A 23806-nucleotide genomic window follows, 5' to 3' on the forward strand; every position below is an offset into this window, starting at 1 on the left:
GGTAGATATGGAATATCCAGGCAATCTGTTCGTGGTGGCGGCGCCCAGCGGCGCCGGCAAGTCCAGCCTGGTCAAGGCGCTGCTGGAGCTGGATTCGCACCTGGTGGTGTCGATCTCGCACACCACCCGCCCGCCGCGCGGGCAGGAGCAGAACGGGCGCGAGTACTGGTTCGTCGACCAGGCGGAGTTCCGCGCCATGGTGGCCCGGGGCGACTTCTTCGAGTGGGCCGAGGTGCACGGCAACCTCTACGGCACCTCGCGGGCCGCCTGCGAAGCGCGCATGGCCGGCGGCGAGGACGTCATCCTGGAGATCGACTGGCAGGGCGCGCTGCAGATCAAGCAGCTGTTTCCCCACGCGGTGCTGATCTTCATCCTGCCGCCCAGCTTCGAAGAACTGCTGCAGCGCCTGCGCCGGCGCGGCGAGGACGGCGACGAAGTGATCGAAACCCGCATGGCCAATGCCCGGGTGGAGGTGGCTCAGGCCAAGCACTTCGACTTCGTTATAATCAACGCTCTTTTCGAGACGGCGCTGTTCGATTTGAAGGCGATCGTCCATGCGCAGCGGCTCAAGTACGCCGCGCAGCGTCGAAGCAAGAAATCGGTGTTCGACGCGCTCGAACTGGGCTGAATCAGGGTTTCCGCCCCGACCGCCCGCCCCCTTTTCGCCACGATTGCGTGGCTCCCGGAGTGTTTCATGGCCCGCATCACCGTCGAAGACTGCCTGCAGAAGATCCCGAACCGCTTCCAGCTGGTGCTCGCCGCCACCTACCGCGCTCGCATGCTGAGCCAGGGCCATGCGCCCAAGGTCGAGGCCAAGAACAAACCCGGCGTGACGGCCCTGCGCGAGATCGCCGCCGGCGAGGTCGGCATCGAAATGCTGCGTAAGGTCCCGCTCTGAGGCGCTGAGCCGCCAGTGAGATGAAAGGCCGGGTGTCCCCGGTCCGCGCGCGCCCGACCCCGGTCGGGCGTTGTCGTTCCTGGCGCCGGCCGCGCCGCGCCCCGGGCGGCCCGCCGCCCGTCGGCCTGCGGACGCAGCGCCTCTGAGGGCTTGCAATCCGCGCTACAGTCGCCCCATGGTTGCCCACGCCGTCACCAAAGCCAGCAAACACGCCGCGCCCGACCCCGCGCCGCACGGCGCGCACATCGATGCGGCCGCGGCGTCCTTCGCGGCCCTGACCCACCGCCTCGACTACCTCGACCCCGCCGACATCAAGCGGGTGCGCGAGGCCTACCGCTATGCGGACGAGGCCCACCTGGGGCAGTTCCGCGCCAGCGGCGAACCCTATATCACCCATCCGATCGCCGTCGCCGGCCTGTGCGCCGAGTGGAAGCTGGACGCCCAGGCGATCATGGCCGCGCTGATGCACGACGTGATGGAGGACAGCGGCGCGACCAAGATCGAGCTGATCGAGAAATTCGGTGCACCGACGGCCGAACTGGTCGACGGCCTCACCAAGCTCGACAAGCTGCAGTTCTCCACCCGGGAGGAGTCGCAGGCCGAATCCTTCCGCAAGATGCTGCTCGCGATGGCGCGCGACGTGCGGGTGGTGCTGATCAAGCTGGCCGACCGGCTGCACAACATGCGCACGATGGAGGCCATGCCGACGGCCAAGCGCAGCCGCATCGCCCGCGAGACGCTGGACATCTACGCGCCCATCGCCCACCGGCTGGGGCTGAACCAGATCTACCGCGAGCTGCAGGAGCTGTCGTTCCAGTACCTGCTGCCGTGGCGCTTCGCGGCCCTGACAAAAGCCGTGCAGAAGGCCCGCGGCCACCGGCGTGACATCGTCGAACGCATCCGCGGCGACGTCGAGCGCGCCTTCGGCGACGCCAAGCTCGAGGTGCAGATCTTCGGCCGCGAGAAGACGCTGTATTCGATCTACAACAAGATGCGCGAAAAACACCTGAGCTTTGCCCAGGTGAACGACATCTTCGGATTTCGCATCGTGGTATCCACCCTGCCCCAGTGTTACCTGGCGCTGGGCGTGCTGCATCAGCTGTACAAACCGATGCCGGGCCGCTTCAAGGACTACATCGCGATCCCCAAGGCCAACGGCTACCAGTCGCTGCACACCACCCTGGTGAGCCCGCTGGGCACGGCGGTCGAGTTCCAGTTGCGCACCGACTCCATGCACCTGGTGGCCGAGAAGGGCATCGCGGCGCACTGGCTCTACAAGGCCAGCGACAGCGGCAGCGTGACCGAGGCGCAGCGCGTCGGCACGGTGTCGCTGCAGTCGCTGATCGACATCCAGGACGAAACCCGCGACGCGGCCGAATTCCTCGAGCACGTCAAGGTCGACCTGTTCCCCGACGCCGTCTACGTCTTCACGCCCATGTCCAAGATCCTCGCGCTGCCGCGCGGGGCGACCCCGGTCGACTTCGCCTACGCGATCCACTCCGACGTCGGCGACCACACGGTGGCGGCGAAGGTCAACGGCGAGCAGGTGGCGCTGCGCACCGAGCTGCGCAGCGGCGACGTGGTGGAGGTCATCACCGCGCCGGTCTCGCGCCCCAACCCGGCCTGGCTGAACTTCGTGCGCACCGGGCGGGCCCGCTCGAAGATCCGGCACTACCTGAAAAACATGCGCCAGGAGGAGTCCATCGAGCTGGGCGAGAAGCTGCTGGCCCAGGCGATGCGGGCCGAGGGCCTGCACATGCCGACGGGCGACGAGAGTTCGCCCGACGGGCACGACGCGGCGCTCTGGCAGGGACTGGTGCGCTGGAGCGGCAACCGCGGCAAACGCGAGCTGCTGATCGACATCGGCCTGGGCAAGAAGATCGCGACCATCGTCGCCAAGCGGCTGGCCAAGCTGATGGCCGAAGCGGGCGCCCGGCCCGATGCACTGACGCTGTCGATGAGCCGCTACCTCACCGACGACAACATGCCGACCCAGGCCATGGTGACCCTGGACGGCAGCGAAGGCGCGACGGTGCAGATGGCGACCTGCTGCCGCCCCATCCCGGGCGACTCCATCGTCGGCTACCTGGGGCGCGGCGAGGGGCTGGTGGTGCACACCTCCGAATGCCAGGTCGGCAAGCGGCTGTTCCAGCGCGACAGCGAACGCTGGATCGCGGTCGAATGGTCCGAGGAGCCCCAGCGCATGTTCGACAGCGCCGTCTCGGTGCTGGTGCAGAACGGCAAGGGTGTGCTGGCCAAGGTCGCCCAGGCGGTCAGCGAGGCCGAGGCCGATATCACCCACATCGACATGGGCCACGACCCGGGCCAGGCCAGCATCGACCTCAAGCTGCTGCTGGCGGTGCGCGACCGCGTGCACCTGGCCGACGTGCTGCGCACCCTCAAGCGCTCGCCGCTGGTACTGCGCGCGGCGCGCATCAAGCCCAGCTGACGCCGCCGCGATCCCTCAGGGTGGCGGGTAGCGCACCTCCAGCACCTCGATCTTCTCGACGCCGCCCGGCGTCATCAGTTGCACCTCGTCGCCCTCGCGCGCCTTCAGCAGCGCGCGGGCGATGGGCGAGATCCAGCTGACCTCGCCGGCCAGGTTGTCGGCCTCGTCGATGCCCTTGATCGTGATCGTCCGTTCCTCACCGCGGGCGTTGGCATAGGTCACCGTGGCACCGAAAAACACCTGGTCGTTGCCGTGGTGCAGCGAGGGGTCGGCCACCTCGGCGATGTCCAGGCGCTTGGTCAAGAAGCGAATGCGCCGGTCGATCTCGCGCAGGCGCTTCTTGCCGTAGAGGTAGTCGCCGTTTTCCGAGCGGTCGCCGTTTTTGGCCGCCCAGGACACCACCTCGACCACCTTGGGCCGCTCGACGTCGATCAGCGACATCAGCTCCTCGCGCAGCCGGCGGTAGCCGGCGGGCGTGATGTAGTTTTTCCCGCCGGCAGGCAGCGGCGGCAGGCCGACGTCGTCGTTTTCGTCGTCGGACTCGGTCTCTTTCGTGAAAGCCTTGCTCATCTCTGAGGGTCTCGAAGGGCGGGCCGGCGTGCACACCGGCCCCGGAGAACGATTATGCCGAGCCGGCCGCCGCGGCAGAGGCTGCCGCCTCGGCGACGATCCAGTCGCGCAAGCGCGTCACCAGCGGGTCGCCGGCCTTGCGCTCGGGCGTGACGAAGTAATAGAAACGCTCACCTCGCTGCGGCCGGTCGCAGGCGACCACGAGTTCGCCGCGCGCCAGCTCGCTCTCGATCAGCAGCGGTGGCATCAGCGCCATGCCCAGGCCGTGCGAGGCGGCCGCGGCGAGCATAGAGAACAGCTCGTAGCGCGGCCCGGCGCTATCGCGCGGGTGCTGCACCCCCTGGGCCGCGAACCAGCGCCGCCAGCCATAGGGCCGGGTACTCTGCTGCAGGAGCGGAAACGCCGCCACCTCGGCAGGAGCCAGCGCCCGGCCCGGGGCGATCAGCGCCGGGCTGCAGACCGGCACCAGGTCCTCGCGCAGCAGCGCCACTGCCTCGGTGCCCGGCCAGTTGCCGACCTGCTCCGGCGTGCCGGCATACAGGGCCGCGTCGAAATCGCTGTCGGCAAACAGGAAGGGCCGGGTGCGCGTTTCCAGGTTGAGCACCAGATCCGGCTGCTGCTTCGCCAGTCCGGGCAGCCGGGGCACCAGCCAGCGGGTCGCGAAGGTCGGCACGACCGCGAGGTCCAGCGTGCCGGCCAGGCCCGGGTGGGCCATCAGTGCCAGCGTGTCGCGTTCCACCGCGTCCAGGCGCTGGCCGATGCGACGGCTGTAGGTCGCACCGGCCTCGGTCAGCACCACGCCGCGCCGGGTGCGGCGAAACAGCGGCACGCCGAGATAGCTTTCCAGCGACGCGATCTGGCGGCACACCGCGCTCTGCGTCAGCGCCAGCTCGTCGGCGGCCTTCGTGAAGCTCTCGTGGCGAGCCGCGGCCTCGAAGCAGACGAGCGCCGAGGTGCTGGGGATCTTGCGTTTCATTGTGCAGAACCTTCATCTCGAAGCCACGTAAAGCACTGGCTTTTCATTCACCGGCATCGCCTCGGAGTTCCATTTTTGCACAAGGCTTTGCGAATTCCTCGTTTGCCTGGGCGCCGGCGGCGGCCTAACATGGCCCTCGACGTGATCTTTGAGGAGACCTCCATGGCCCAAGCCAGCTTCCAGTGGGACGACCCCCTGCTGCTCGATCAGCAACTCAGCGAGGACGAGCGCATGGTGCGCGACGCCGCCCGCGCCTACTGCCAGGACCGGCTGATGCCGCGCGTGCTGGAGAGCTTCCGCCACGAAAAGACCGACCCGGCGATCTTCCGCGAGATGGGCGAGCTGGGCCTGCTGGGCGCCACCATCCCGACCGAATACGGCGGCGCCGGCCTCAACTACGTCAGCTACGGCCTGATCGCCCGCGAGGTGGAGCGGGTCGACTCGGGCTACCGTTCGATGATGAGCGTGCAGTCCTCGCTGGTGATGGTGCCGATCAACGAGTTCGGCTCCGAGGCACAGAAGCGCAAATACCTGCCCAAGCTCGCCAGCGGCGAATGGATTGGCTGCTTCGGCCTGACCGAGCCCAACCACGGCTCCGACCCCGGCAGCATGGAGACCCGCGCCCGCAGCGTGCCGGGCGGCTTCCGCCTGAGCGGCAGCAAGATGTGGATCACCAACAGCCCGATCGCCGACGTGTTCGTGGTCTGGGCCAAGAACGACGCCGGCCGCATCCGCGGCTACATCCTGGACAAGGGCATGCAGGGCCTGAGCGCTCCGGCCATCCACGGCAAGGTGGGCCTGCGCACCTCCATCACCGGCGAGATCGTGATGGACGAGGTGTTCGTGCCGGCCGAGAACGAGCTGCCGAACGTGGAAGGCCTGAAGGGTCCGTTCACCTGCCTGAACAGCGCCCGCTACGGCATCGCCTGGGGCGCGCTGGGCGCGGCCGAGTTCTGCTGGCACGCGGCGCGCCAGTACACGCTGGACCGCAAGCAGTTCGGCCGCCCGCTGGCCGCCAACCAGCTGGTGCAGAAGAAGCTCGCCGACATGCAGACCGAGATCGTGCTGGGCCTGCAGGGCTGCCTGCGCCTGGGGCGCATGAAGGACGAAGGCACGGCGGCGCCCGAGATCACCTCCATCATGAAGCGCAACTCCTGCGGCAAGGCACTCGACATCGCCCGCGTGGCCCGCGACATGCATGGCGGCAACGGCATCAGCGACGAGTACGGCGTGATCCGCCATGTGGTCAACCTGGAGGTGGTCAACACCTACGAAGGTACGCACGACGTGCATGCGCTGATCCTGGGTCGGGCACAGACCGGCATCCAGGCCTTCAGCGCATGAGTTCGCCGAGCGCGTTGGGGCACCTTCGGGTTCTCGACCTTTCGCGGGTGCTGGCAGGCCCCTGGTGCGGCCAGATCCTGGGCGACCTGGGCGCCCAGGTGATCAAGGTCGAGCGGCCCGGCGAAGGCGACGACACCCGCCACTGGGGCCCGCCCTTCCTGCGCGACAGCGAGGGCCGGGTCACCGAGCAGGCCAGCTACTACACCTGCGCCAACCGCAACAAGCAGTCGGTCACGATCGACATCGCGCATCCCGAGGGCCAGGCCCTGGTGCGCGAGCTGGCCGCCAGGAGCGATGTGCTGATCGAGAACTTCAAGGTCGGCGGCCTGGCGCGCTACGGACTGGACTACGACAGCCTCAGCAAGATCAACCCGCGGCTGATCTACTGCTCCATCACCGGCTTCGGCCAGACCGGCCCCTATGCCCCGCGGGCCGGCTACGACCTCTTGATCCAGGCCTCCAGCGGCATGATGAGCATCACCGGGCATCCCGACGCCGCACCGGGCGGCGGCCCGATGCGGGTGGGCGTCGCCGTGACCGACCTGTTCACCGGCGTCTACGCCGCGACCGCCATCCTGGCCGCCGTGGAGGCGCGTCACAGCAGCGGCCGCGGCCAGCACATCGACATGGCGCTGCTCGATGTCGGCATGGCGATGCTGGCCAACCAGGCCTCGGCCTGGCTGAATACCGGCAGCGTGCCGCAGCGCCAGGGCAACAGCCACCCGAGCATCGTGCCCTACCAGGACTTCCCGACCCGCGACGGCAGCATGCTGCTGGCGGTCGGCAACGACGGCCAGTTCGCCCGCTTCTGCGCGGCGGCCGGCGTGCCGCAGTGGTCGGCCGACCCCCGCTACGCGACCAACACGCAGCGCGTCGCGCACCGCGAGGAGCTGGTGGCGAACATCGCCGAGATCACGCGCACCCGCAGCACGGCCGAATGGGTCGCCCTGCTCGAGGACCGCGCGGTGCCCTGCGGCCCGATCAACGACATCGCCCAGGCCTTTGCCGACCCGCAGGTCCGGGCGCGCGGGCTGCAGGCCGAGCTGCCGCACCCGCGTTTCGGCCGTGTTGCCGGTGTAGCGAGCCCGCTGCGGCTGTCCGAGACGCCGCCGCAGCTGCGCCGTGCGCCGCCCGATCTCGGGCAGGACACGGAGGAGGTGCTCAGTTCGCTGTTGGGCTGCGACGCGGCCCGGATCGCCGAGCTGCGCAGCAAAGGAGTGGTCTGAGAGACGCCCGTCCCCGGGCAGCGGGCTCAGGGGCGGCGGGGAGACATCGCGCCGGCGGTGACGCACCTTGCGTTCCGCGGGTCTCCTGTGTGCCTTGGGTGATGACGGGCGAGAGCGCTGCATCTGCTCGTCTCGTTCATACGACCCTGCAACGGCCAGCGAAACCATCCTTTCCATGCGGCGAGCCTGAAGCACGCTGGCTGACGAGGACCTGTGCCTCGAAGGCCTGCTCTTGCTCTGGATGAGGGCCGGAAGATCAACGAGAGTGCGGCGCCTCGCGAGAGCGGTGACCATCGAAACAGTCGCTCGCCGTGGCTGTCCTTCAGTGGAAACTCACACCGGCACGGCGCGATGCATCTCCACATTAGGCCTCTGCCGGGCCGACGACTGTCGGACACCGGCGGACAGCCTGTCGGACCCGTCCTACACGCCGCGCCCGCTCAGCCGGGTGGCTGCTGCAGGGCCGGCTTGCCCTGCGGCTCGTGAGGGTGGTGGTGCGGCAAGTGGCGCCGGGTCCACAGCACCAGGTCGTCCACATAGGTGAAAAACACCGGGATCACCAGCAGGCTGAGGAAGGTCGAGGTGATCAGGCCGCCGATCACCACCACCGCCATCGGCGCGCGGAAGCTCGGGTCCACGCCGATGCCCAGGGCGATAGGCAGCATGCCGGCGCCCATCGCCACCGTCGTCATCACGATGGGCCGGGCGCGCTTGTGACAGGCGTCGAGTAGCGCGTCCCAGCGCGTCAGGCCGCGGTCGCGCCGAGCGACGATGGCGTATTCCACCAGCAGGATGGAGTTTTTCGTCGCGATGCCCATCAGCATGATCATGCCGATCATCGAGGGCATGGACACCGCCGTGCGGGTCAGGAACAGCGCCAAAAAGGCACCCGGTACCGACAGGACCAGCGCGGCCAGGATGGTCACCGGCTGCACGAAGTCCTTGAACAGCAGCACCAGCACGATGTAGATGCACAGCACCCCGGCGGCCATCGCCATCAGGAAGCTGCTGAACAGCTCGGCCATCGCCTCGGCGTCGCCGACCGAGGTCTGGATCACACCGGGCGGCAGGTTGCGCAGGCTGGGCAGCGCCAGCGCCTGCTTCTCGACCTCGCCGAGCGGCTGCTCGTTCAGCTCGATCTCGAAGTTGATGTTGCGCAGGCGGTCGTAGCGGTCGATTTCGGCCGGCCCGCTGGCGATCTCCAGGGTCGCGACCTGGCCCAGCATCACCGGCCCGCGTGCGCCGGGCACCGCCAGCCGCGACAGCAGCTCGAGGTCCGCGCGCGCGTCGGCCCGCAGCTTCACCACCACCGGCACCTGGCGCTGCGAGAGGTTGAGCTTGGCCAGCCCCTGGTCGTAGTCGCCGGCAGTGGCGATACGCAGGGTGTCGGCAATGGCCGCCGAGGTGACACCCAGGTCCGCCGCCTTGGCGAAGTCGGGCCGCACGATCAGTTCGGGGCGCACCAGGCTGGAGGTGGAATTGACGTTGCCGATGCCGGGGATGCTGCGCAGCTCGCGCTCCACCTGGCGGGCGTGCGCGGCCAGCGCCTCGCCGTCCTCGCCGGCCAGCACCAGCACGTACTTCTCGTTGGAGCCGCCCAAACCCACTTTGATGCGCGCCCCCGGCAGCGTCTCCAGGGCCCGGCGCAACTCGGCCTCGATCGCCTGCTTGCTGAGGCCGGGGCGGTCGTCGCGATGGGTCAGGTTCAGGGTCAGCGTCGCCTTGCGCGGCTCGTCGGCGCCGGCCGGCATGAAGGGGTCGCCGCCGGCGCTGCCGCCCCCCACCGCGGTGTAGACCATCTTCACGTGCGGATTGGCCTGCACCAGTTCGCGCGCGCGCTCGGCCAGCGCCACCGACTGCTGCAAGGTGCTGCCGGGCGGCAGCGAGAGGTTGACCTGGGTCTGCGAGAGGTCGTCGGGCGGGATGAAGCCGGTCGGCAGGAAGCCCGTCAGCATGACCGAGCCGACGAAAAACACCACCGTCGCCAGCGTCGTCAGCACCCGGTGGCGCAGGCACCAGGCGGCCCACTTCATGTAGGTGCGCATGACGCGGCCCTCGCGCTCCTCGTGCAGGTCGGGCTTGAGCAGATAGGCCGCCATCATGGGTGTCAGCATGCGCGCCACCACCAGCGAGGCGAACACCGAGATCGCCGCGGTCCAGCCGAACTGCACGAAAAACTTGCCCGGCACGCCGCTCATGAAGGCGGTGGGCAGGAACACCGCGATCAGGGTGAAGGTGGTGGCGATCACCGCCAGGCCGATCTCGTCGGCCGCCTCCATCGCAGCCTGGTACGGCGTTTTGCCCATGCGCAGGTGGCGCATGATGTTCTCGATCTCGACGATCGCGTCGTCGACCAGGATCCCCACCACCAGCGACAGGCTCAGCAAGGTGACGACGTTGATCGTGAAACCCAGCAGGTGCATGCCGGCGAAGGCCGGGATGATGGACAGCGGCAGCGCGGTGGCCGCGACGAAGGTCGCGCGGCCGTTGCGCAGGAACAGCCAGACCACCACCACCGCGAGCGCCGCACCCTCGTACAGCAGCTTGAGCGAGCCGTCGTAGTTCTCGACCACCGGGTCGACGAAGTTAAAGGCTTCGGTGATCGTGATTTCCGGATGGTCGGCCTTCAGCCGATCGAGCGCCACCTTGACGCCCTCGGCCACATCCACCTCGCCGGCACCGCGGCTGCGCGTGATTTCGAAACCCACCACCGGCTGGCCGTTGAGCAGCGCCGCCGAGCGCCGCTCCGCCACCGTGTCCTCGACGCGCGCAAGCTGGTCCAGGCGCACCCGACGCCCGTCGCTCAGGGCGATCTCCATGCGGGCCAGCTCCTCGGCCGAGCGCACGGTCGCGATGGTCCGCACCGATTGCTCCGTGCCGCCCACGTCGGCGCGCCCGCCGGCCGCCTCCTGCTGGATCTCGCGCAGCTGGCGCGAGATGTCGGCCGCCGTGGCATTGAGCGCCAGCAGGCGGGCCGGATCCAGCTCCACCCTCACCTCCCGCGTAACGCCGCCGACCCGACCGACCGCGCCGACGCCGCGCACGCTCATCAGGGCCTTGGCGACGTTGTTGTCGACAAACCAGGACAGCGCCTCGTCGTCCATGCGCGAGGAGGCCACCGTGTAGGTCAGGATGGGCAGGCCCGAGAGGTCCATCTTGGTGATGGAAGGGTCGCGCAGGTCGCCCGGCAGGTCGGCGCGGATGCGCGCGACCGCGTCACGCACGTCGTCCAGCGCCTCCTGCGTGGTTTTCTCGAGGCGGAACTCGACCGTCACCGCTGCCAGCCCATCCTGGACCTTGGTGTAGATGTGCTTGACCCCCTGCACCGCGGCGACCGAGTTCTCGATCTTGCGCGCCACCTCGGTCTCCATCTGCGCGGGACTCGCGCCGGGCAGCTGAGCCGCCACCGTGATGGTCGGGAGGTCGATGTCGGGAAAGTTCTGGATCTTCATCGCGTTGAAGGACATCAGCCCCGCGATGGTCAGCAGCAGAAACAGCAGGATGGACGGAATCGGGTTGCGGATCGACCAGGAGGACACATTGAACGTCGCCATGTCGGGGCTCCTTCTTGCGCGGCGGCTCAGCGCGAAGCGGCCGCGGCAGCGGGTGCGGCAGCCGTCGGCTCCCCGACCACACGCACCAGATCGCCGTCTGAAAGAAAGGCGCCGCCGCTGGCGACCACCCGCACGTCGGGGGACAGGCCGGCCAGCACCTCGATGCGATCCCCCGTCCGCCGGCCGGTGCTGACCTTGGTGAGCGCCACGCGTGCATCGGGCTGGACCCGCAGCACGTACTGGAAACCGTCGCGCAGCAGCACCGCCGACTGCGGCAGGCTCAGCGCCGTGCTGCGGCCGAACTCGAACTCGCCGCGGGCGAACATGCCGGCCCGCACGCGCGGATCGGCCGGCAGATCGACATACACCAGGCCGTAGCGCGTCTGCGGATCGATGGTGGGCGCGACCATGCGCACGCTGCCCTTCACGCCGGTGCCATCGGGCATCAGCAGGGTGGCGGCCAGCCCCGGCCGCAGCCGTGCGAGCTCGGCCTCGGTGACCTCGGCGCGCCACTCCAGCCGCCCGCGCCGGATCAGGCGGAACAGCTCCTGTCCCGGTTGAGCGATCGAGCCGACCGCCGCCTGGCGCGCCGAGATGACGCCGTCGTCAGGGGCGACGATGCGGGTCTGGCTCAGTCGCAGCTCCTCGGCCCTGAGGGCGGCCCGCTGGGCCTCCAGCCGGGCGCGTGCGGTCTGCTCGGCGGTCAGGTACTGGTTGATCTGCTGCTCGCTGATGGCGCCGCTGGTCTGCAGCTGGCGGGCCCGCTCTGCATTGGCGCGTGCTTCCGCCAGCGTGGCCTGGGCTTCGGCCAGCGCGGCCCGGGTCTGGCCCAGCGCGGCCTGCACGGTGTCGCTGGACAGGCGGGCCAGCAGCTGGCCGCGCCGCACCCGGTCGCCGACGTTGACCTGGACCTCGGTGAGCCGCAGTCCGGCCGTCTCGGCACCGATGACCGCCTCTTCCCAGGCCGCGATGCTGCCATTGGCGGCCAGCGTCTGGGCCCACTCGGCGCGCGAGGGGGTGACCACACGCACGCTCAGCGCTGCCTTGGCGCCGGCCGCGGAGGCCGCAGCGTCCGGCCGGCTCGCGGCTTCCGCCGGCGCCGACGCATTGCCGCGCGAAGCGACGTACCACATGGCGAGCCCGCCTCCCAGCGCGATGACCGCGACGACAAGCAGCGGCCGGATCTTCGACTTGTTGATCTTCATGGGTGCTTCAGCGGGTAGCGGGCGCCTGCGGCGGCGCGGATGCGGATGCGGAAACCGTCGCGGCGGCGGCACCGGCCTGCTCGGCTTCTGCACGCTGCCAGCCGCCGCCCACCGCCTTGTAGAGCGCCAGCCAGGCCGCCACGCGCTCGCGCTTCACCTGGATCAGCGCCGCATCGGCGGCGAGCGCCTGCCGGCGCGCCTGCTCCAGGTCGAGCAGGCTGCCGGTGCCGACGCGGTACTGGGTCTGCGCGGCGCGCAGGAATTCGGCATAACCCTGCGCCGCCTGCGCCGCATCGGCCTCGCGGCGTTGCGCGGCGTCCAGCCGCACCAGCGCTTCCTCGACCTCGCGCACAGCCGACAGCGCCCGCTCCTGCCAGGCCGCCACGGCTTCGTCATAGCGGCCGCGCGCCGCATCGACCGCCGCGCCGCGCCGCCCGGCATCGAACAGCGGCAGCACCAGCGAGGGCCCGATGGACCAGGTGCGACCGTCCACGGTCTCCCCGCCGACACGCACACCGGCACGCCCGATCGAGCCGCTCAAGCTCAGGCGCGGGTAGCGGTCGGCCTGCGCCGCGCCGACCTCGGACGCGGCCGCGGCCAGCTCGCTCTCGGCCGCGGCCAGGTCGGGGCGCTGCCGCAGCACACGCGCCGGCACCGCCTCGACCTCGAACTGCGCCGGCGTCGGAAGCCGCCCGCGCCCGGCCGCCAGCCGCTCGCGCAGTGCCGGCTCGGGCAGCACCGTCAGCGCCACCAGCTGCTTGACCAGCACCTCGCAGTCGGCCTGCTGCGCTGCCAGCCGGCTGGCCGACTCGGCGGCACTGGCCTGGGCGAGCGAGCCGTTGGCGGGCGCCTCGAAGCCTGCCTCCACCTTCTGCCGCGTGAGCCGGGCCGCCTCGCGCAGCGACTGCGCGTCCTGCTCCAGCACCGCCACGCCGGCTTCACAGGCCCGCAGCGCGACATACACATTGGCCACCTCGGCGGCCAGGCTCACGCGGGCTTCGTGCCAGGCGGCTTCGCTGCCGGCCGCGCGCGCCCGGGCCGCAGCGGCCGTATGGCGCGTGACACCGAACAGGTCGATCTCCCACAAGGCATCGAGGCTGGCGCTGCCGCTGGTCTGCACACCGGGCTGGGGCGGCAGCTCGGTGCTGCTGCGGGTCACGCCGGCACGCGCATCAAGCGCCGGCCAGCTCGCCGCGCCGGCCGCACGCGCCTGCGCCCGGGCCTGGCGGATGCGGGCCGCGGCCTGCGTCAGGCTGGGGTGGGCCGATTGCGCGGCATCGATCAGCGCGGCCAGTTCCGGATCGTCGAACTGCCGCCACCAGTCGCTCAGTGCCTCGCTGCGGCCGCCGTGGGGCAGCGCGGCCGACCACTGCGGCGCCGCCGTCTCCATGGGCGGGGTGGCCGGCGGCGACGAGACGCAGGCGCCCAGCAGGACGGCGACTGCGGCGAGGCAGGCAGCAGGCCGCGGCGGGCGGCGTCGAAACGCAGGCGGGTCGGTCTTCATGACTTGGAAGCCGGCGGCCGGCGTGAGGTGGCAGCAGCGCTGCGCCGGCGCCCCCGGGAAACACCACGCCGGGTCTCGGCTTCGTGCCGGACCATCGCGCAGGACAGCCCGACCAGCCGGTCGAGCACGCGGGCGAGCGCGTCAGCCCGCGACAGCATGCCGGGCGCGAGGATGTCGATCCAGTCGCGCGACAGCCAGTAGTCCTGCACGATGGCGGTGAGGGCGAAGGCGAGCTGGTGCAAGCCGTCGTCGACGCGCGTCGCGCCGCAGTGGCGCGCCAGCAGCCGCAACATGGCCTGGTGATGCGGCACCACGTACTGCTCGATGACGTCGCGCAGCATGGACGTGGGCTCGACCATCTCGCGCAGGTGGATACGCACCACATGCTGCATCGTGCCGTCCTCGGCGAGCGGCATCAGGAAGGCGCCGAGCATGCGCCGCATCGCCTCCTCGAGCGAAAGCGCTTCGTCGTCGAACGGAGGCAGGCGCGCGATCACCTCCTGGATGGGCTCCAGCAGCACCACACGATAGAGCGCCTCCTTGTCACCGAAGTAGTAGTGGATGGACGCGACGTTGACACCGGCCGCGAGGCAGATCTCGCGCGTCGACGCACGCGCGTAACCTTTCTCGGCAAAGATGCGCGTGGCCTCGGCCACCAGGCGCTGGCGGGCTGCAGCGCCACGGCGCCCGACCTCACCGTCAGGCGGCGCGGACTGCGTCCTTCCCGGGCGCGTGCGGCGCGGCGGCAAAGGCGCGTTGGCAGCGAGGTCGGTGTTGCGGCGGGTGCTGGGCATGGAGGGAGAGCAAAACAAAGTCGAGCGGCAGTCTAGCAAAACTCAAGCAAGCGCTTGAATGATCAAGTTGCAAGCGAACGTTTTGCATGTGCAGGATCACGCCGGGCATGAGGGCTGGACGCTGCCAGTTCCTTACAGCAGCACCACGCGTGACACCTGCTTGTCGCGCACCCAGCGCGCGATCTCCTCGATGGTCGCGTCCGAGGCCACCGCGATGCAACCCAGGGTCCAGTCCGTGGACGTGTTGAGAGCGCCCAGATGCCGCCACGCGCGCGCCGGCCCGTGCACGCCGATGGCGCTGCCGGTGTAGCCGCGCTGCGCCTGCTCGGGCGTGGGGTAGCCCACCGGGATGAAGATGCCGAACTGCTGAGAGGGTCGGGGGCGGCCCAGCGGGTAGCTGCCGAGCGGCGTTTTCGCGTCGCCTTCGCGGCGCTTGTCGATGCCGCCCGAGCCCAGCGCGACACGCCAGGTACGACGGCTTCTGCCGTCCTCGCACTGCCGCATCTCGTGGCTCGCGGTGCGCACCAGCAGCACGGTACCATGCCCGCGACACGGATCGGCCGGCGGTGCCGCGCCCGCCGGCAGTGCCGCCAGGGCCCCCAGCCACAAGGCCCGCAGCCGGCTGCAAGCCGGCAACGGACGGGCGCCACCCCGCCTCGGGGCATCAGGTGTTTGCATGCTTGTTCCTCTCCCTCTCGGGTCAGCGGCGCTGCCGCGGCCCCGCACCGGCGCCAGTGTCACACAGCCGCTCGAGCCGGCGGCCTGAGGCTGCACCGGCCAGCGACTCAGGCCACCTCGAAGCCGGACCGGCCGCCGGCCGCCGCCTCCGAGCGGCTGACCGCCTCGACCTGAGCCGAGGGCGGGCCGTGCTGCAGCCAGGCAGCGAGTGCTTCGACGGCGTCGGGCGCACCTTCGGCCAGCACCTCGACACTGCCGTCCGGCAGGTTGCGGGCCAGGCCGCGAAGTTCCAGGCGCTGGGCCTGGCGGCAGGTGGCAGCTCGAAAGCCGACACCTTGGACCAAGCCGCGCACCACAAAACGGGCGGCCACCGGAGAGGAGGAGGGAATGGGCGACATGCCCGCAGTATGAAGAATTCCGGTGCCCCTGCGCGGACATACGTTGACGCGGGACACCGGCCGCCGCAAGCATGCACCCATGAGAACCGTCTTCACACCCCCAGGAGGAACCCCGACATGAGCATTGACAGCTTGACTCTCCCGCGCCGCCTCGTGCTCTGCGCCCCACTGCTGACCCTGCTTGTCGCGTGCAGCAGTGCCACGCCGCCGGCCGCGGCCGACACCCAGACACCCCCGGCTGTCGCCTCGTCGCCACAGACGCTGATGCGCGAGATCGAAGCCGAAACCGCCAACGCCGCCTGCACTTCGGACGCGCAATGCCACACGCTGCCCGTCGGCGCCAAGGCCTGCGGCGGGCCCGAGCGCTACATCCCCTACTCCAGCGCCGGCAGCAACGCCGACCGTCTCGCCGCCCTGTCGCAGGCCTATGCCCAGGCCCGGCGTGAGCAGCATGCCGGCGGCGGCATGCTCTCGACCTGCTCCATCGTGCCCGACCCGGGCGCTGCCTGCCGTGCCGGGCAATGTGTGCTGCGCGACGCCGCGCCGGCCAGCTGAGGCCCCGCGAGGCCGGCCGCAGGGCGGGAGCTCGACTTACCGCCCTGACGGCGTGACGGCCTTGCGGCCTGCGGCGACGGCCCTGCCCGCCGCAGCGCCATGGCTGTCAACGAACACCAGGCTTTGGCCGACCTCGCTGCCCGCGCCATCGCTGAAAACCACGGCACCGAGGTAACGCCGGCCGGCGGCCACCGACCAGCCCAGCCCGACCGAGGCCGTGCCGCCCAGCTCGACGCGCGAGGGCGATACGGCGCGCAGTGAACCGGGGGCCTGCCCGGCCGCCCGCGGCACCAGCACCCAGTCGGACAGCGTGAACCCGGCCTGCCCGCCCTGCGGCGCGAAGCCCAGCACGCAGGCGCTGTAGCTGCCGGACACCGGTCGCTCCAGGGTCACTTCCTCGCTCGCGGTGGCACCGGCGCTGGCCCCGACCAAGGCGCCATTCAGGTAGACCTCCAGGTCGAGGTCGTCCTTGCCGCCACCGCTGGTGTCCTCGTCGAACAGCGCGAAGCGGGCATACAGCGCGCCGCTGTTCACCACCACGGGGAAACAGGTGCTGCCGCCCGCCGCGACGCTGCCGCGCTGCTGGCGCGCCGGCTCGAGCCCGATCGGCGTCGCGGCCAGCCGGCCCGCGAAGCCGCTGCCTACCGTGAAGACCTGGGTGCCGGCCGGTCGCGTGTCCTCGATCTGGCGGGGCACGCTGAGCGCGAGTGCGCGCGCCGCGATGGGGCTGCGCACCGGTTGGCCGCCGTCGCTCCAGACCAGCTCGCCGAAGCGCCAGTCGCGCAGCGGCGCGCCGCTGCGCGAGAGCCACACCGAGAAGCTGGCGCTCTGCCCCGGCTGCAGCGTCAGGCGCGCCGGCTCGACCTGGACGCTGAAGCCGGGCAGGCTGGCGCTCGCGACATAGCTCGCCTGCGAGGTCCCGAGGTGGGTGACGCTGCGCCGCACGCGGACGCGGCCGACCACCTCGGCGGCGATCGAGGGCAGGTTGAGATCGTAGGGCGGCGCCGCCCCGTGGGTCGCGCAGCTCGGCGCATCGGGCGCCAGCGCACCGATTCCGCACAGGAAACGCAGGTAGTCGGGCAGACCCGCGTCGTAGACCAGGGTGGTCGCGGCGGCGGCGGACGGTCTCACGTGGCCCGCCCCATATCCCCAGACATCGGCATCGGTGCTGCCTTCGGCCAGGCGCACGCCGCCGGTCGAGGTGAGCAGGGCCGACTTGAGGGCCGCCGGCGACCACCCGGGATGACGCTGTTTCAGCAGCGCGGCGATGCCGGCGACATGCGGGCTGGACATCGAGGTGCCGGACAGGAAGGTCGCCGCCGCGGGCGGCTTGAGTGTGCCGGCAGCCACCGCGTCGTGCTCGGCCTGGGTTTCCGGTTGCCACGCATGGGCCGCCAGCACGCTGACACCCGGCGCGGTGAGGTCGGGCTTGAGCAGGTTGGCGTTGGCCAGGTTGGGGCCGCGCGAGGAAAAGTCGGCCATCACCGGCGCGACGACGTCGCTCGCCTGCGCCGCGTGGCTCAGCGAGGCCGTCGCGCCGGCCGACGCCGCGTAGCTGCGCACGGCATCGCGCACGCTGTCGGGCAGGTGCACCGTGGGCACGAAGTGGGCGTCGTCGATCAGGTCACCGGACGCCGGGTTGAGCAGCACCATGCCGGCGCCGCCGGCCCGCAGCACCTCCTCGCTCTTCTCGACCCGGGCATTGGTGCCGCGGTCGCACACCACGATGCGCCCGGCCGCCCGGGCCGGGTCCAGGCTGCCCGCGAAACACAGCCGCGCGTCGGTGTTGCTGTCATCGAACGGCGGCTTGAGCGCCACCGCGGTGGACAAGACCAGCGCACGCTTCGGCAGCCCGCGCGACAAGGAGGGCCCCCGGTAGCTCGTGCCGTTGCCCAGGGTGAGCGTGGCGACCGAGAGCCGGTCATGGGTCGAGGCCGCCACCGTGGTGAGCCAGGGGCTCATGTGCGCCACGGTGTTGGCAGGGCCGTCGTTGCCCGCCGAGGCCGCGACGAAAACACCGGCCGCGGCGGCGTTGAGGAACGCCACCTCGACCGGGTCGAGAAAGCTGCTGCGCGTGCCGCTGATGGAGAAGTTGATGACATCCACGCCGTCGGCCACCGCCTGGTCGATGGCCGCGACGCTGTCGCCGGTCCAGCAGTTGATGTCCGGCTCGCCGGTGGCCGGATCGGCCACCGCCCAGCACGCCTTGTAGGCCGCGATGCGGGCACGCGGCGCCATGCCCGAGATGCTGCCGGCCGGTACGCCATTGATCACCGTATCGACGCCGGCATTGCCGCCCGCCGTCGAGGCCGTATGGCTGCCGTGCCCGTCCTGGTCACGCGGCGAGGGCCAGTCGCGCCAGTGCAGCGCCAGGCCGGTGGCACGGAAGGAGAGGTCGAAAAACTGCGCACCGATCAGCTTGTCGTTGCAGAACGCGCGGGTGAAGCCGGGCCCGGCCTGGCAGCTGCCGCGCCAGCGCGCCGGCGGCGGGCCGTAGGCCCAAGCGCCTCCGGGCGCATCCGCGAAGGACGGGTTCTCGGGCCAGATGCCGGTGTCCACGATGCCGATGATGACGTCCTCGCCGCGCAGCGGCCGGGCCGCGGCGTCGGTCTGCGACCACAGGCCGCCCGGCGTCGCGAGGCCCAGGAAAACCGGCGTGCGGCTGGTGTCGGGCTTGCGCGGCAGGTCGGCCGTCACGGCGACAACCACCCTGCTGGCCTTGAGCTTCTGCACCTCGGCATCGCTGAGCAGCGCCGAGAAGCCGTTGAAGGCCACGCTGTAGCGGTGCAGCACGGGCGCGCCGGCCACCAGCGACAGCGCCTGCTGGCGCCGCGCCTCCAGGTGATCGAGGTAGGAGCGCACGCCCGTGGCCTGGATGTCGAAACGCGCACCGGGCGCCGGACGCGTCGCGGCATGGCCGCCGACCGTGCCGTTGTAGGCCGCGGCCGGCGCATCGGCGAGCTGGACGATATAGGGCTTGCGGGCGGCCTGCTGGGCGCCGGCCTGCCAGGCCGCGACCGAGAGTGCCAGCGCGAGGGTGGTCTGAAGCCATCTCATGACAGCACCTCCCCGGCGTTCAGGCCGCGCTGCGGGCACCGGCGCCCGCGCGACGACCGAAACCCGCGAGTCCGCCCAGACCCAGCGCCAACAGCACCACGCTCCCAGGCTCCGGCACCGGCACGAGCGACAGGTTGTCGAGCGCGAACTGGCCCAGGTTGCCGGACGGGTTGAGGCAGGCGCCGCCTTCGCCATAGATGCAGGCGAAAAAGTCGATCGAGCTCACCGCGCCGAAGGCGCCGAGGGCCGCCCCCGCGAAACTCTGGAAGGCGAAGCTGCCGTCGGCTCCGCTCTGCCCCAGGTCCCAGGACGAGAAGACGCGGGCGCCTGCGGTGGTGGTGGCCTGCAGCACCAGCTGGCCGCCAGCGACGCCGCTGCCGAACTTCAGGGGCGCCACCAGCGCGGCGTCGAATCCGAGCAGGCTGAAAGCCCCTCCGTCACTGCGCTCCAGCACCAGCCGGCTGTCGTTGAAACCGCCATAAAACTGGGTGTCGTTGCCGCTCGGGCAGACCACGATGAAACAGCCGGCCGCGCTGTCGATGCTGCCGAAGTCGCCGCCCACGCTGAAACGCCAGCCGTCCTGCTGGAAGTCCTCGCCATCGGCATACAGGCCGGGCGCCACGGCTTCGAAATCGAGCACCTCGGCCTGCGCCGGCAGGAGGGCCGAGGCGCACAAGGCCAGCAGCGCCGCCAGGCTGCGGCTGGAAAGCTTCTTCGACATGGATCACCTTTTGAGTAGACCGCACGCGCAGGACGACACCCATCGTGTCGCCGGGCGTCACGGGGAGGAAGCAAGGGTTGGGGGTACGACAGACTGCGGGGCGCTCGGCAAGCACTATTGATGCCAGAGGCGCGCTGCGTGGAGCACGCCGCTCCCAGCTCGTCCTGCGAGCTCACAAAGGGGGGACGGGTCAAGCGGCACGGGATGTTTGGAGGGCGCAGGCCCCCTTTTCATTTGTGCCAGCGTGGCGCAGCGCGCGCGCCGCGCCCTGTACCGGGGCGGACCAGCCGCCTGCCGGTGCGCAGGCCAGGGCCGGCAGCAGACTGTGCCGCGCCTTCAGTCCGATGTGTCGGGCCTGTCGACGGGCGACGGCGCCGGGCGATGCGCCAGGTAGTGGCGCAGGATGGCCTGCTCCACCTTGACCCGCTCGTTGGGCCGGCACACATAACGCAGCGCGAGTGTCGCCTGCTTCGCATCGCCCAGTTCGATGATCACACGCGGCTCGGCCGAGGGCAGGTCGACGTTGCTGATCTGCTCCAGGCGGCTCAGGTGGGCATTGGCCTCGGTCCGCCACGGCTCGCAGATCTCGCCCGCGGCCTCCAGCAGCACGGCTTCGTGCGCCAGCAGGTCGTCGGTCGGCTCCAGGCCCAGGTGCAGCAGATGCACGACGAACTGGCCGGTCACGCTCAGGTTGCGCACCGGCTGGGTCAGCAGCATCGCGTTCGGGACGGTGACGGTGCGGCCGGTCGCCTGGTGGCCTTCGAGGGTCTCGATCAGGGTGGTGCACATCGCATCGATGTCGACCACCCGGCCGCCGGCGGTGCCGATCTGGATGTAGTCGCCGAGGCGGTAAGGCCGCGAGATGGTCATCATCGCGAAGCCGAGGAAATTGGAGATGGCCTCCTTGCTGACGATCAGCATGGCGCCCGCCACCGCGGCCAGCGACAGCGCGAAGCCGGCGATCTTGGAGAACCAGATCGCGGCCACCGCGACCAGCGCGGCCAGGATGATCACGTTGCGGCTCAGCACGAAACGCTCGCGCTTCTCGGCCATGGAACCGGCGCGATTGATCAGGTGCTTCTGCGACAGCCGCAGCACGGCGGTCGCGCCGATCATCACGGCCAGCGTCAGCGTGAGGCGCAAGGAATCACCGACCGCAAAACGATGGAGAAGCTCGACGAGTTGCTGCATGGAGACATGGATGACGCGAAGGGGAGGATTGTGCCTTCGCCACCATTGGCGGCGTCGCTGCTCCGCCCTGCGGCCCTGAAGAGCGGCTCGACGGCAAGGGGCGTGAGCCCCGCCCGGCCGCCCGAAGGGGCTCACACCGTAGTGCACAGCACGGAGGTTATCCAACCAGCCCCGCCCGGCCGCCCGAAGGGGCTCGCACCGCAGTGCGCAGCACGGAGGTTATCCAATGAGCCCCGCCCGGCCGCCCGAAGGGGCTCGCACCGCAGTGCGCAGCACGGAGGTTATCCAGTGAGCCCCCCAAACCATAGGGAGAGACGGCACCACCGGTCTGCCGCAGCATGCGAATCCCGCCCTGCCTGCAAGCTCGGCAACGGCTGAGATACCGGTTCCGCATTGCAGGCCACGCTTGTCTGCACCCTCGAGGCACCGGCCTGCGCCGGCGCCGGCTGTCTTGGGTTGCACTTGCAGCGGGAGGCCGGCCTTGACGGCCGACTCCCCTTGCGCCTCTTGACCCGAACGCCCTGCTCCAGGGAGACCAGAACAAGGAAACAAGATGTTCAGATGTGAGAGATGCGGTTGGACCTCGCCGACCATGACCGTGCGATGCAAAAACGCCGGTTGCGGCATGGCTGGAACGATGCGGCTTGCGCCCGACACCGAAGACACCGCCGAGCCGGCCAGCCAGCAGCCGGTGCGACCCGTCGCTCCGGTCCGGCCCCAGGTGCCGGCCAAGCCCGCCCGGCTGTCGCAGCTCCCGGTCCGGACCGCGCAGCCGCAGCAGCCGCAGCAGGTCCTGGCCCCGCAAGTCGGCACTTCCGCGCAGCCGGCGCCGGTGCTGCAGAAGATCGCCAGCGCTCAGCCCGTCACCCTCGCGCCGCCGGTCACCCGCGTGACGAAGCCGCCCCTGGCTGTGAACCAGAGCCTGCCCTCGGGATCGGCCAGCGGCGGCTCCACGGCGGTGGTGGCCCGTCGCTCCAGTGCGGGCGGTGCAGCTGTCGCCGAGATCCTGAAGACGTACGAGAAGCACGGCTTGTGGCTGCGCAGCGTGCAGATCAAGAACTGCCAGTGCGTCACCGAGCCCGACACGGCGCCGCAGGCCAGCACACGCTCGGTGGCGGGCATGTATGCCGATTCGTGGACCTACGCGCACCCGCGCATCGCGCAGTACCTCTTCCAGCTCCACCCCACCGAGGGCAAGCGCGCGGTCGGACTGATCGTCGACTGGACCCAGACTGCCGATCGGTATGTGGAGTACGCGCTCAAGGACATGTCCTCGAACAAGAAGTTCGGCGACAAGGACGTCGCCCAGACCCCGGACAAGACCGCCATCGACATGGCCGAGATCCTGCGCCAGCTGGCCGGCCAACCCAATGTGGAACACAACGAGGTGCGCAGCTGCCAGATCCGCAAGGAGGCGCTGGTGGGGCTGATCTGGAGCCCCATCCTGAGGCCGACCCCGCTCTCCGATGGCGGCGTCACCTGGCAAGACAGCAAGGACAAGTTCGAGAAGCTGGTCCGCGCCTTGAAGGCGGCCGGCGCGGCCCAGAACGGCCTGCCGGTCTTCACCTATGAAGTGACGGGGGGCGGCATGGTCCTCAGCCCGCTCGACTTCATCGCCTAGCCGGGCACCACCGGCCGGTTGTTCAGGCCGCCTGCAAGCCAGCGCCGCCCTGCCCCGGGGCAGCGCCGCTTTCGTAGGCCTCGATCAGAACGATCAGCAGGTCCATCTCCCGGCGCGCGCTCGCCGTCGCGGGCCCGCTCCACAAGGCATCGAAGCGGGCGGCGAGCCGGAGGTAGTCGGCTTCGCTGAGCGGGGTCTCCGGCTTCGGCAGTCCGGCTCCGGCGACGACTTCCATCTGCAACATGTCGGCCTCCTCGGCGCGGCTCAGTGCGGCGCGACGGCATCCGCCGGGAAGGGCTGCCGCCAGGCGTCCAGCGCCTCAAGCTGCGCATGCCAGCGCCGGACCTCGGGATAAGCTTCCAGCGGCAAGCGCGCCTCGGCCGCGTAGGGCAGCACGATGGCGACGGCAAAGTCGGCCACGCTCAAGCGGTCGGCGACCAGCCAGCGGCGGCCTTTCAGGTGACCCTCGAGGATGCGGGCATACCGGTGGAAGCCGCGCTCGGCCTTGTCGATCTCGGCCGCGTCGGGCTCGGCACCGATGAAAAAAGGCTTGATGAGGCGCTCGAAATAGAGCGTGCCCGCCTGCGGCGCGAACTCGGTGGCGTCCCAGCAGAGCCAGCGCAGCACCTCGATCTGACGCTCGTCGTGAGGCCACAGGTCGGCGCCGGCCTTGTCCGAGAGGTAACACATGATGGCGTTGGACTCCCACAGCACCTTGTCGCCGTCGAGCAGCACCGGCACCTTGGCATTCGGGTTGAGCGCGCGGAAATCGGCCGTCCTGTGCTGCCCGGCACCGAGGTCGACCGAGACGAACTCCACCGGCAGTTCCAGGTATCGCGCGACGGCGCAGGCCTTGCGCGGGTTCAAGGTCTTGGCGTAGAAAAGTTGCATGGTCCGGACCTTCGGGAGAGACGAGGCGAGGCGTCGCCACGGCCTGGGCAGGCGCAAATGTGGATGACGTCCACAACACCATAGCAATTCGCCTGGCAGCTGTCCACATCGGCGCGACAAGCGGACCGGACCGCGCCACACGCCCGCTCGCCGAGCGGCTGGCGGACCAGAAGG

General features: G+C 70.3%; 20 protein-coding genes. 7 read left to right on the plus strand and 13 right to left on the minus strand.

Annotation, left to right across the window (positions count from 1 at the left end):
• Positions 1-7: 7 nt before the first annotated feature.
• The 3 genes from gmk (at position 8) to OOT46_RS24825 (ending at position 3347) form a co-directional block, all read left to right on the plus strand.
• Positions 8-628 (plus strand): guanylate kinase, encoded by a 621-nt coding sequence (gene gmk / locus OOT46_RS24815; RefSeq protein WP_265406312.1) that lies wholly within the window; start codon positions 8-10, stop codon positions 626-628.
• A 66-nt stretch (positions 629-694) separates the two neighbouring features.
• Entirely contained in the window at positions 695-898 is a 204-nt protein-coding gene (gene rpoZ, locus OOT46_RS24820; protein WP_265406313.1) for a DNA-directed RNA polymerase subunit omega, read from the plus strand.
• Between the two features lie 175 nt (positions 899-1073).
• Positions 1074-3347 (plus strand): RelA/SpoT family protein, encoded by a 2274-nt coding sequence (locus OOT46_RS24825; RefSeq protein ID WP_265406314.1) that lies wholly within the window; start codon positions 1074-1076, stop codon positions 3345-3347.
• 15 nt (positions 3348-3362) lie between these two features.
• On the opposite strand, the gene greB is transcribed toward OOT46_RS24825, so the two are convergent.
• Together greB and OOT46_RS24835 are read right to left on the minus strand one after the other, a co-directional pair.
• The gene (greB, locus tag OOT46_RS24830; protein ID WP_265406315.1) at positions 3363-3917 is read right to left on the minus strand and encodes a transcription elongation factor GreB; all 555 of its coding nucleotides are present in this window, start codon (positions 3915-3917) and stop codon (positions 3363-3365) included.
• 52 nt (positions 3918-3969) lie between these two features.
• On the minus strand, positions 3970-4893 hold the full coding sequence (locus OOT46_RS24835; protein ID WP_265406316.1) for a LysR family transcriptional regulator: 924 nt from the start codon (positions 4891-4893) through the stop codon (positions 3970-3972).
• A 162-nt stretch (positions 4894-5055) separates the two neighbouring features.
• Between OOT46_RS24835 and OOT46_RS24840 the strand changes: the two genes are divergently transcribed.
• Both OOT46_RS24840 and OOT46_RS24845 read left to right on the plus strand, forming a co-directional pair.
• Entirely contained in the window at positions 5056-6237 is a 1182-nt protein-coding gene (locus OOT46_RS24840; RefSeq protein WP_265406317.1) for an acyl-CoA dehydrogenase, read from the plus strand.
• Positions 6234-7463 (plus strand): CaiB/BaiF CoA transferase family protein, encoded by a 1230-nt coding sequence (locus tag OOT46_RS24845; protein WP_265406318.1) that lies wholly within the window; start codon positions 6234-6236, stop codon positions 7461-7463. Before OOT46_RS24840 ends, OOT46_RS24845 begins: the two co-directional genes overlap by 4 nt.
• 440 nt (positions 7464-7903) lie before the next feature.
• On the opposite strand, the gene OOT46_RS24850 is transcribed toward OOT46_RS24845, so the two are convergent.
• The 6 genes from OOT46_RS24850 to OOT46_RS24875 form a co-directional block, all read right to left on the minus strand.
• Positions 7904-11017 carry an efflux RND transporter permease subunit gene (locus OOT46_RS24850; RefSeq protein ID WP_265406319.1) on the minus strand — a complete coding sequence of 1038 codons (3114 nt, stop codon included), beginning with the start codon at positions 11015-11017 and terminating at the stop codon, positions 7904-7906.
• Between the two features lie 26 nt (positions 11018-11043).
• On the minus strand, positions 11044-12222 hold the full coding sequence (locus OOT46_RS24855; RefSeq protein ID WP_265406320.1) for an efflux RND transporter periplasmic adaptor subunit: 1179 nt from the start codon (positions 12220-12222) through the stop codon (positions 11044-11046).
• A 7-nt stretch (positions 12223-12229) separates the two neighbouring features.
• Positions 12230-13726: an efflux transporter outer membrane subunit gene (locus OOT46_RS24860; protein ID WP_265406321.1), complete on the minus strand. Its 1497-nt coding sequence runs from the start codon at positions 13724-13726 to the stop codon at positions 12230-12232.
• Complete coding sequence (locus OOT46_RS24865; RefSeq protein ID WP_265406322.1) at positions 13723-14520, minus strand: CerR family C-terminal domain-containing protein; 798 nt, start codon at positions 14518-14520, stop codon at positions 13723-13725. The genes OOT46_RS24860 and OOT46_RS24865 overlap by 4 nt, the downstream gene beginning before the upstream one ends.
• A 132-nt stretch (positions 14521-14652) precedes the next feature.
• Positions 14653-15198, minus strand: a complete 546-nt coding sequence (locus tag OOT46_RS24870) for a L,D-transpeptidase family protein (protein WP_265406323.1) — start codon at positions 15196-15198, stop codon at positions 14653-14655.
• 107 nt (positions 15199-15305) lie between these two features.
• Positions 15306-15596 carry an acylphosphatase gene (locus OOT46_RS24875; RefSeq protein ID WP_265406324.1) on the minus strand — a complete coding sequence of 97 codons (291 nt, stop codon included), beginning with the start codon at positions 15594-15596 and terminating at the stop codon, positions 15306-15308.
• Positions 15597-15713: 117 nt separating this feature from the next.
• On the opposite strand from OOT46_RS24875, the gene OOT46_RS24880 reads away from it, so the two are divergent.
• Positions 15714-16151, plus strand: a complete 438-nt coding sequence (locus OOT46_RS24880) for a hypothetical protein (protein ID WP_265406325.1) — start codon at positions 15714-15716, stop codon at positions 16149-16151.
• A 36-nt stretch (positions 16152-16187) separates the two neighbouring features.
• On the opposite strand, the gene OOT46_RS24885 is transcribed toward OOT46_RS24880, so the two are convergent.
• From OOT46_RS24885 to OOT46_RS24895, 3 genes are all read right to left on the minus strand, one after another.
• A complete protein-coding gene (locus tag OOT46_RS24885; protein ID WP_265406326.1) occupies positions 16188-19208 on the minus strand; it encodes a S8 family serine peptidase in 3021 nt (1006 codons plus the stop codon).
• A gap of 19 nt (positions 19209-19227) precedes the next feature.
• The gene (locus tag OOT46_RS24890; protein WP_265406327.1) at positions 19228-19929 is read right to left on the minus strand and encodes an NF038120 family PEP-CTERM protein; all 702 of its coding nucleotides are present in this window, start codon (positions 19927-19929) and stop codon (positions 19228-19230) included.
• A gap of 336 nt (positions 19930-20265) precedes the next feature.
• Positions 20266-21120 (minus strand): mechanosensitive ion channel family protein, encoded by an 855-nt coding sequence (locus tag OOT46_RS24895; RefSeq protein ID WP_265406328.1) that lies wholly within the window; start codon positions 21118-21120, stop codon positions 20266-20268.
• 625 nt (positions 21121-21745) lie between these two features.
• Between OOT46_RS24895 and OOT46_RS24900 the strand changes: the two genes are divergently transcribed.
• Positions 21746-22741, plus strand: a complete 996-nt coding sequence (locus tag OOT46_RS24900) for a hypothetical protein (RefSeq protein ID WP_265406329.1) — start codon at positions 21746-21748, stop codon at positions 22739-22741.
• A gap of 22 nt (positions 22742-22763) precedes the next feature.
• Here the strand turns inward: OOT46_RS24900 and OOT46_RS24905 are convergent, their stop codons facing one another.
• Both OOT46_RS24905 and OOT46_RS24910 read right to left on the minus strand, forming a co-directional pair.
• Positions 22764-22985, minus strand: a complete 222-nt coding sequence (locus tag OOT46_RS24905; RefSeq protein WP_265406330.1) for a hypothetical protein — start codon at positions 22983-22985, stop codon at positions 22764-22766.
• A 20-nt stretch (positions 22986-23005) separates the two neighbouring features.
• Entirely contained in the window at positions 23006-23632 is a 627-nt protein-coding gene (locus OOT46_RS24910) for a glutathione S-transferase family protein (RefSeq protein ID WP_265406331.1), read from the minus strand.
• Positions 23633-23806: the final 174 nt, after the last annotated feature.

Source organism: Aquabacterium sp. A7-Y (assembly GCF_026153205.1).
Lineage (GTDB): Bacteria > Pseudomonadota > Gammaproteobacteria > Burkholderiales > Burkholderiaceae_C > Caldimonas.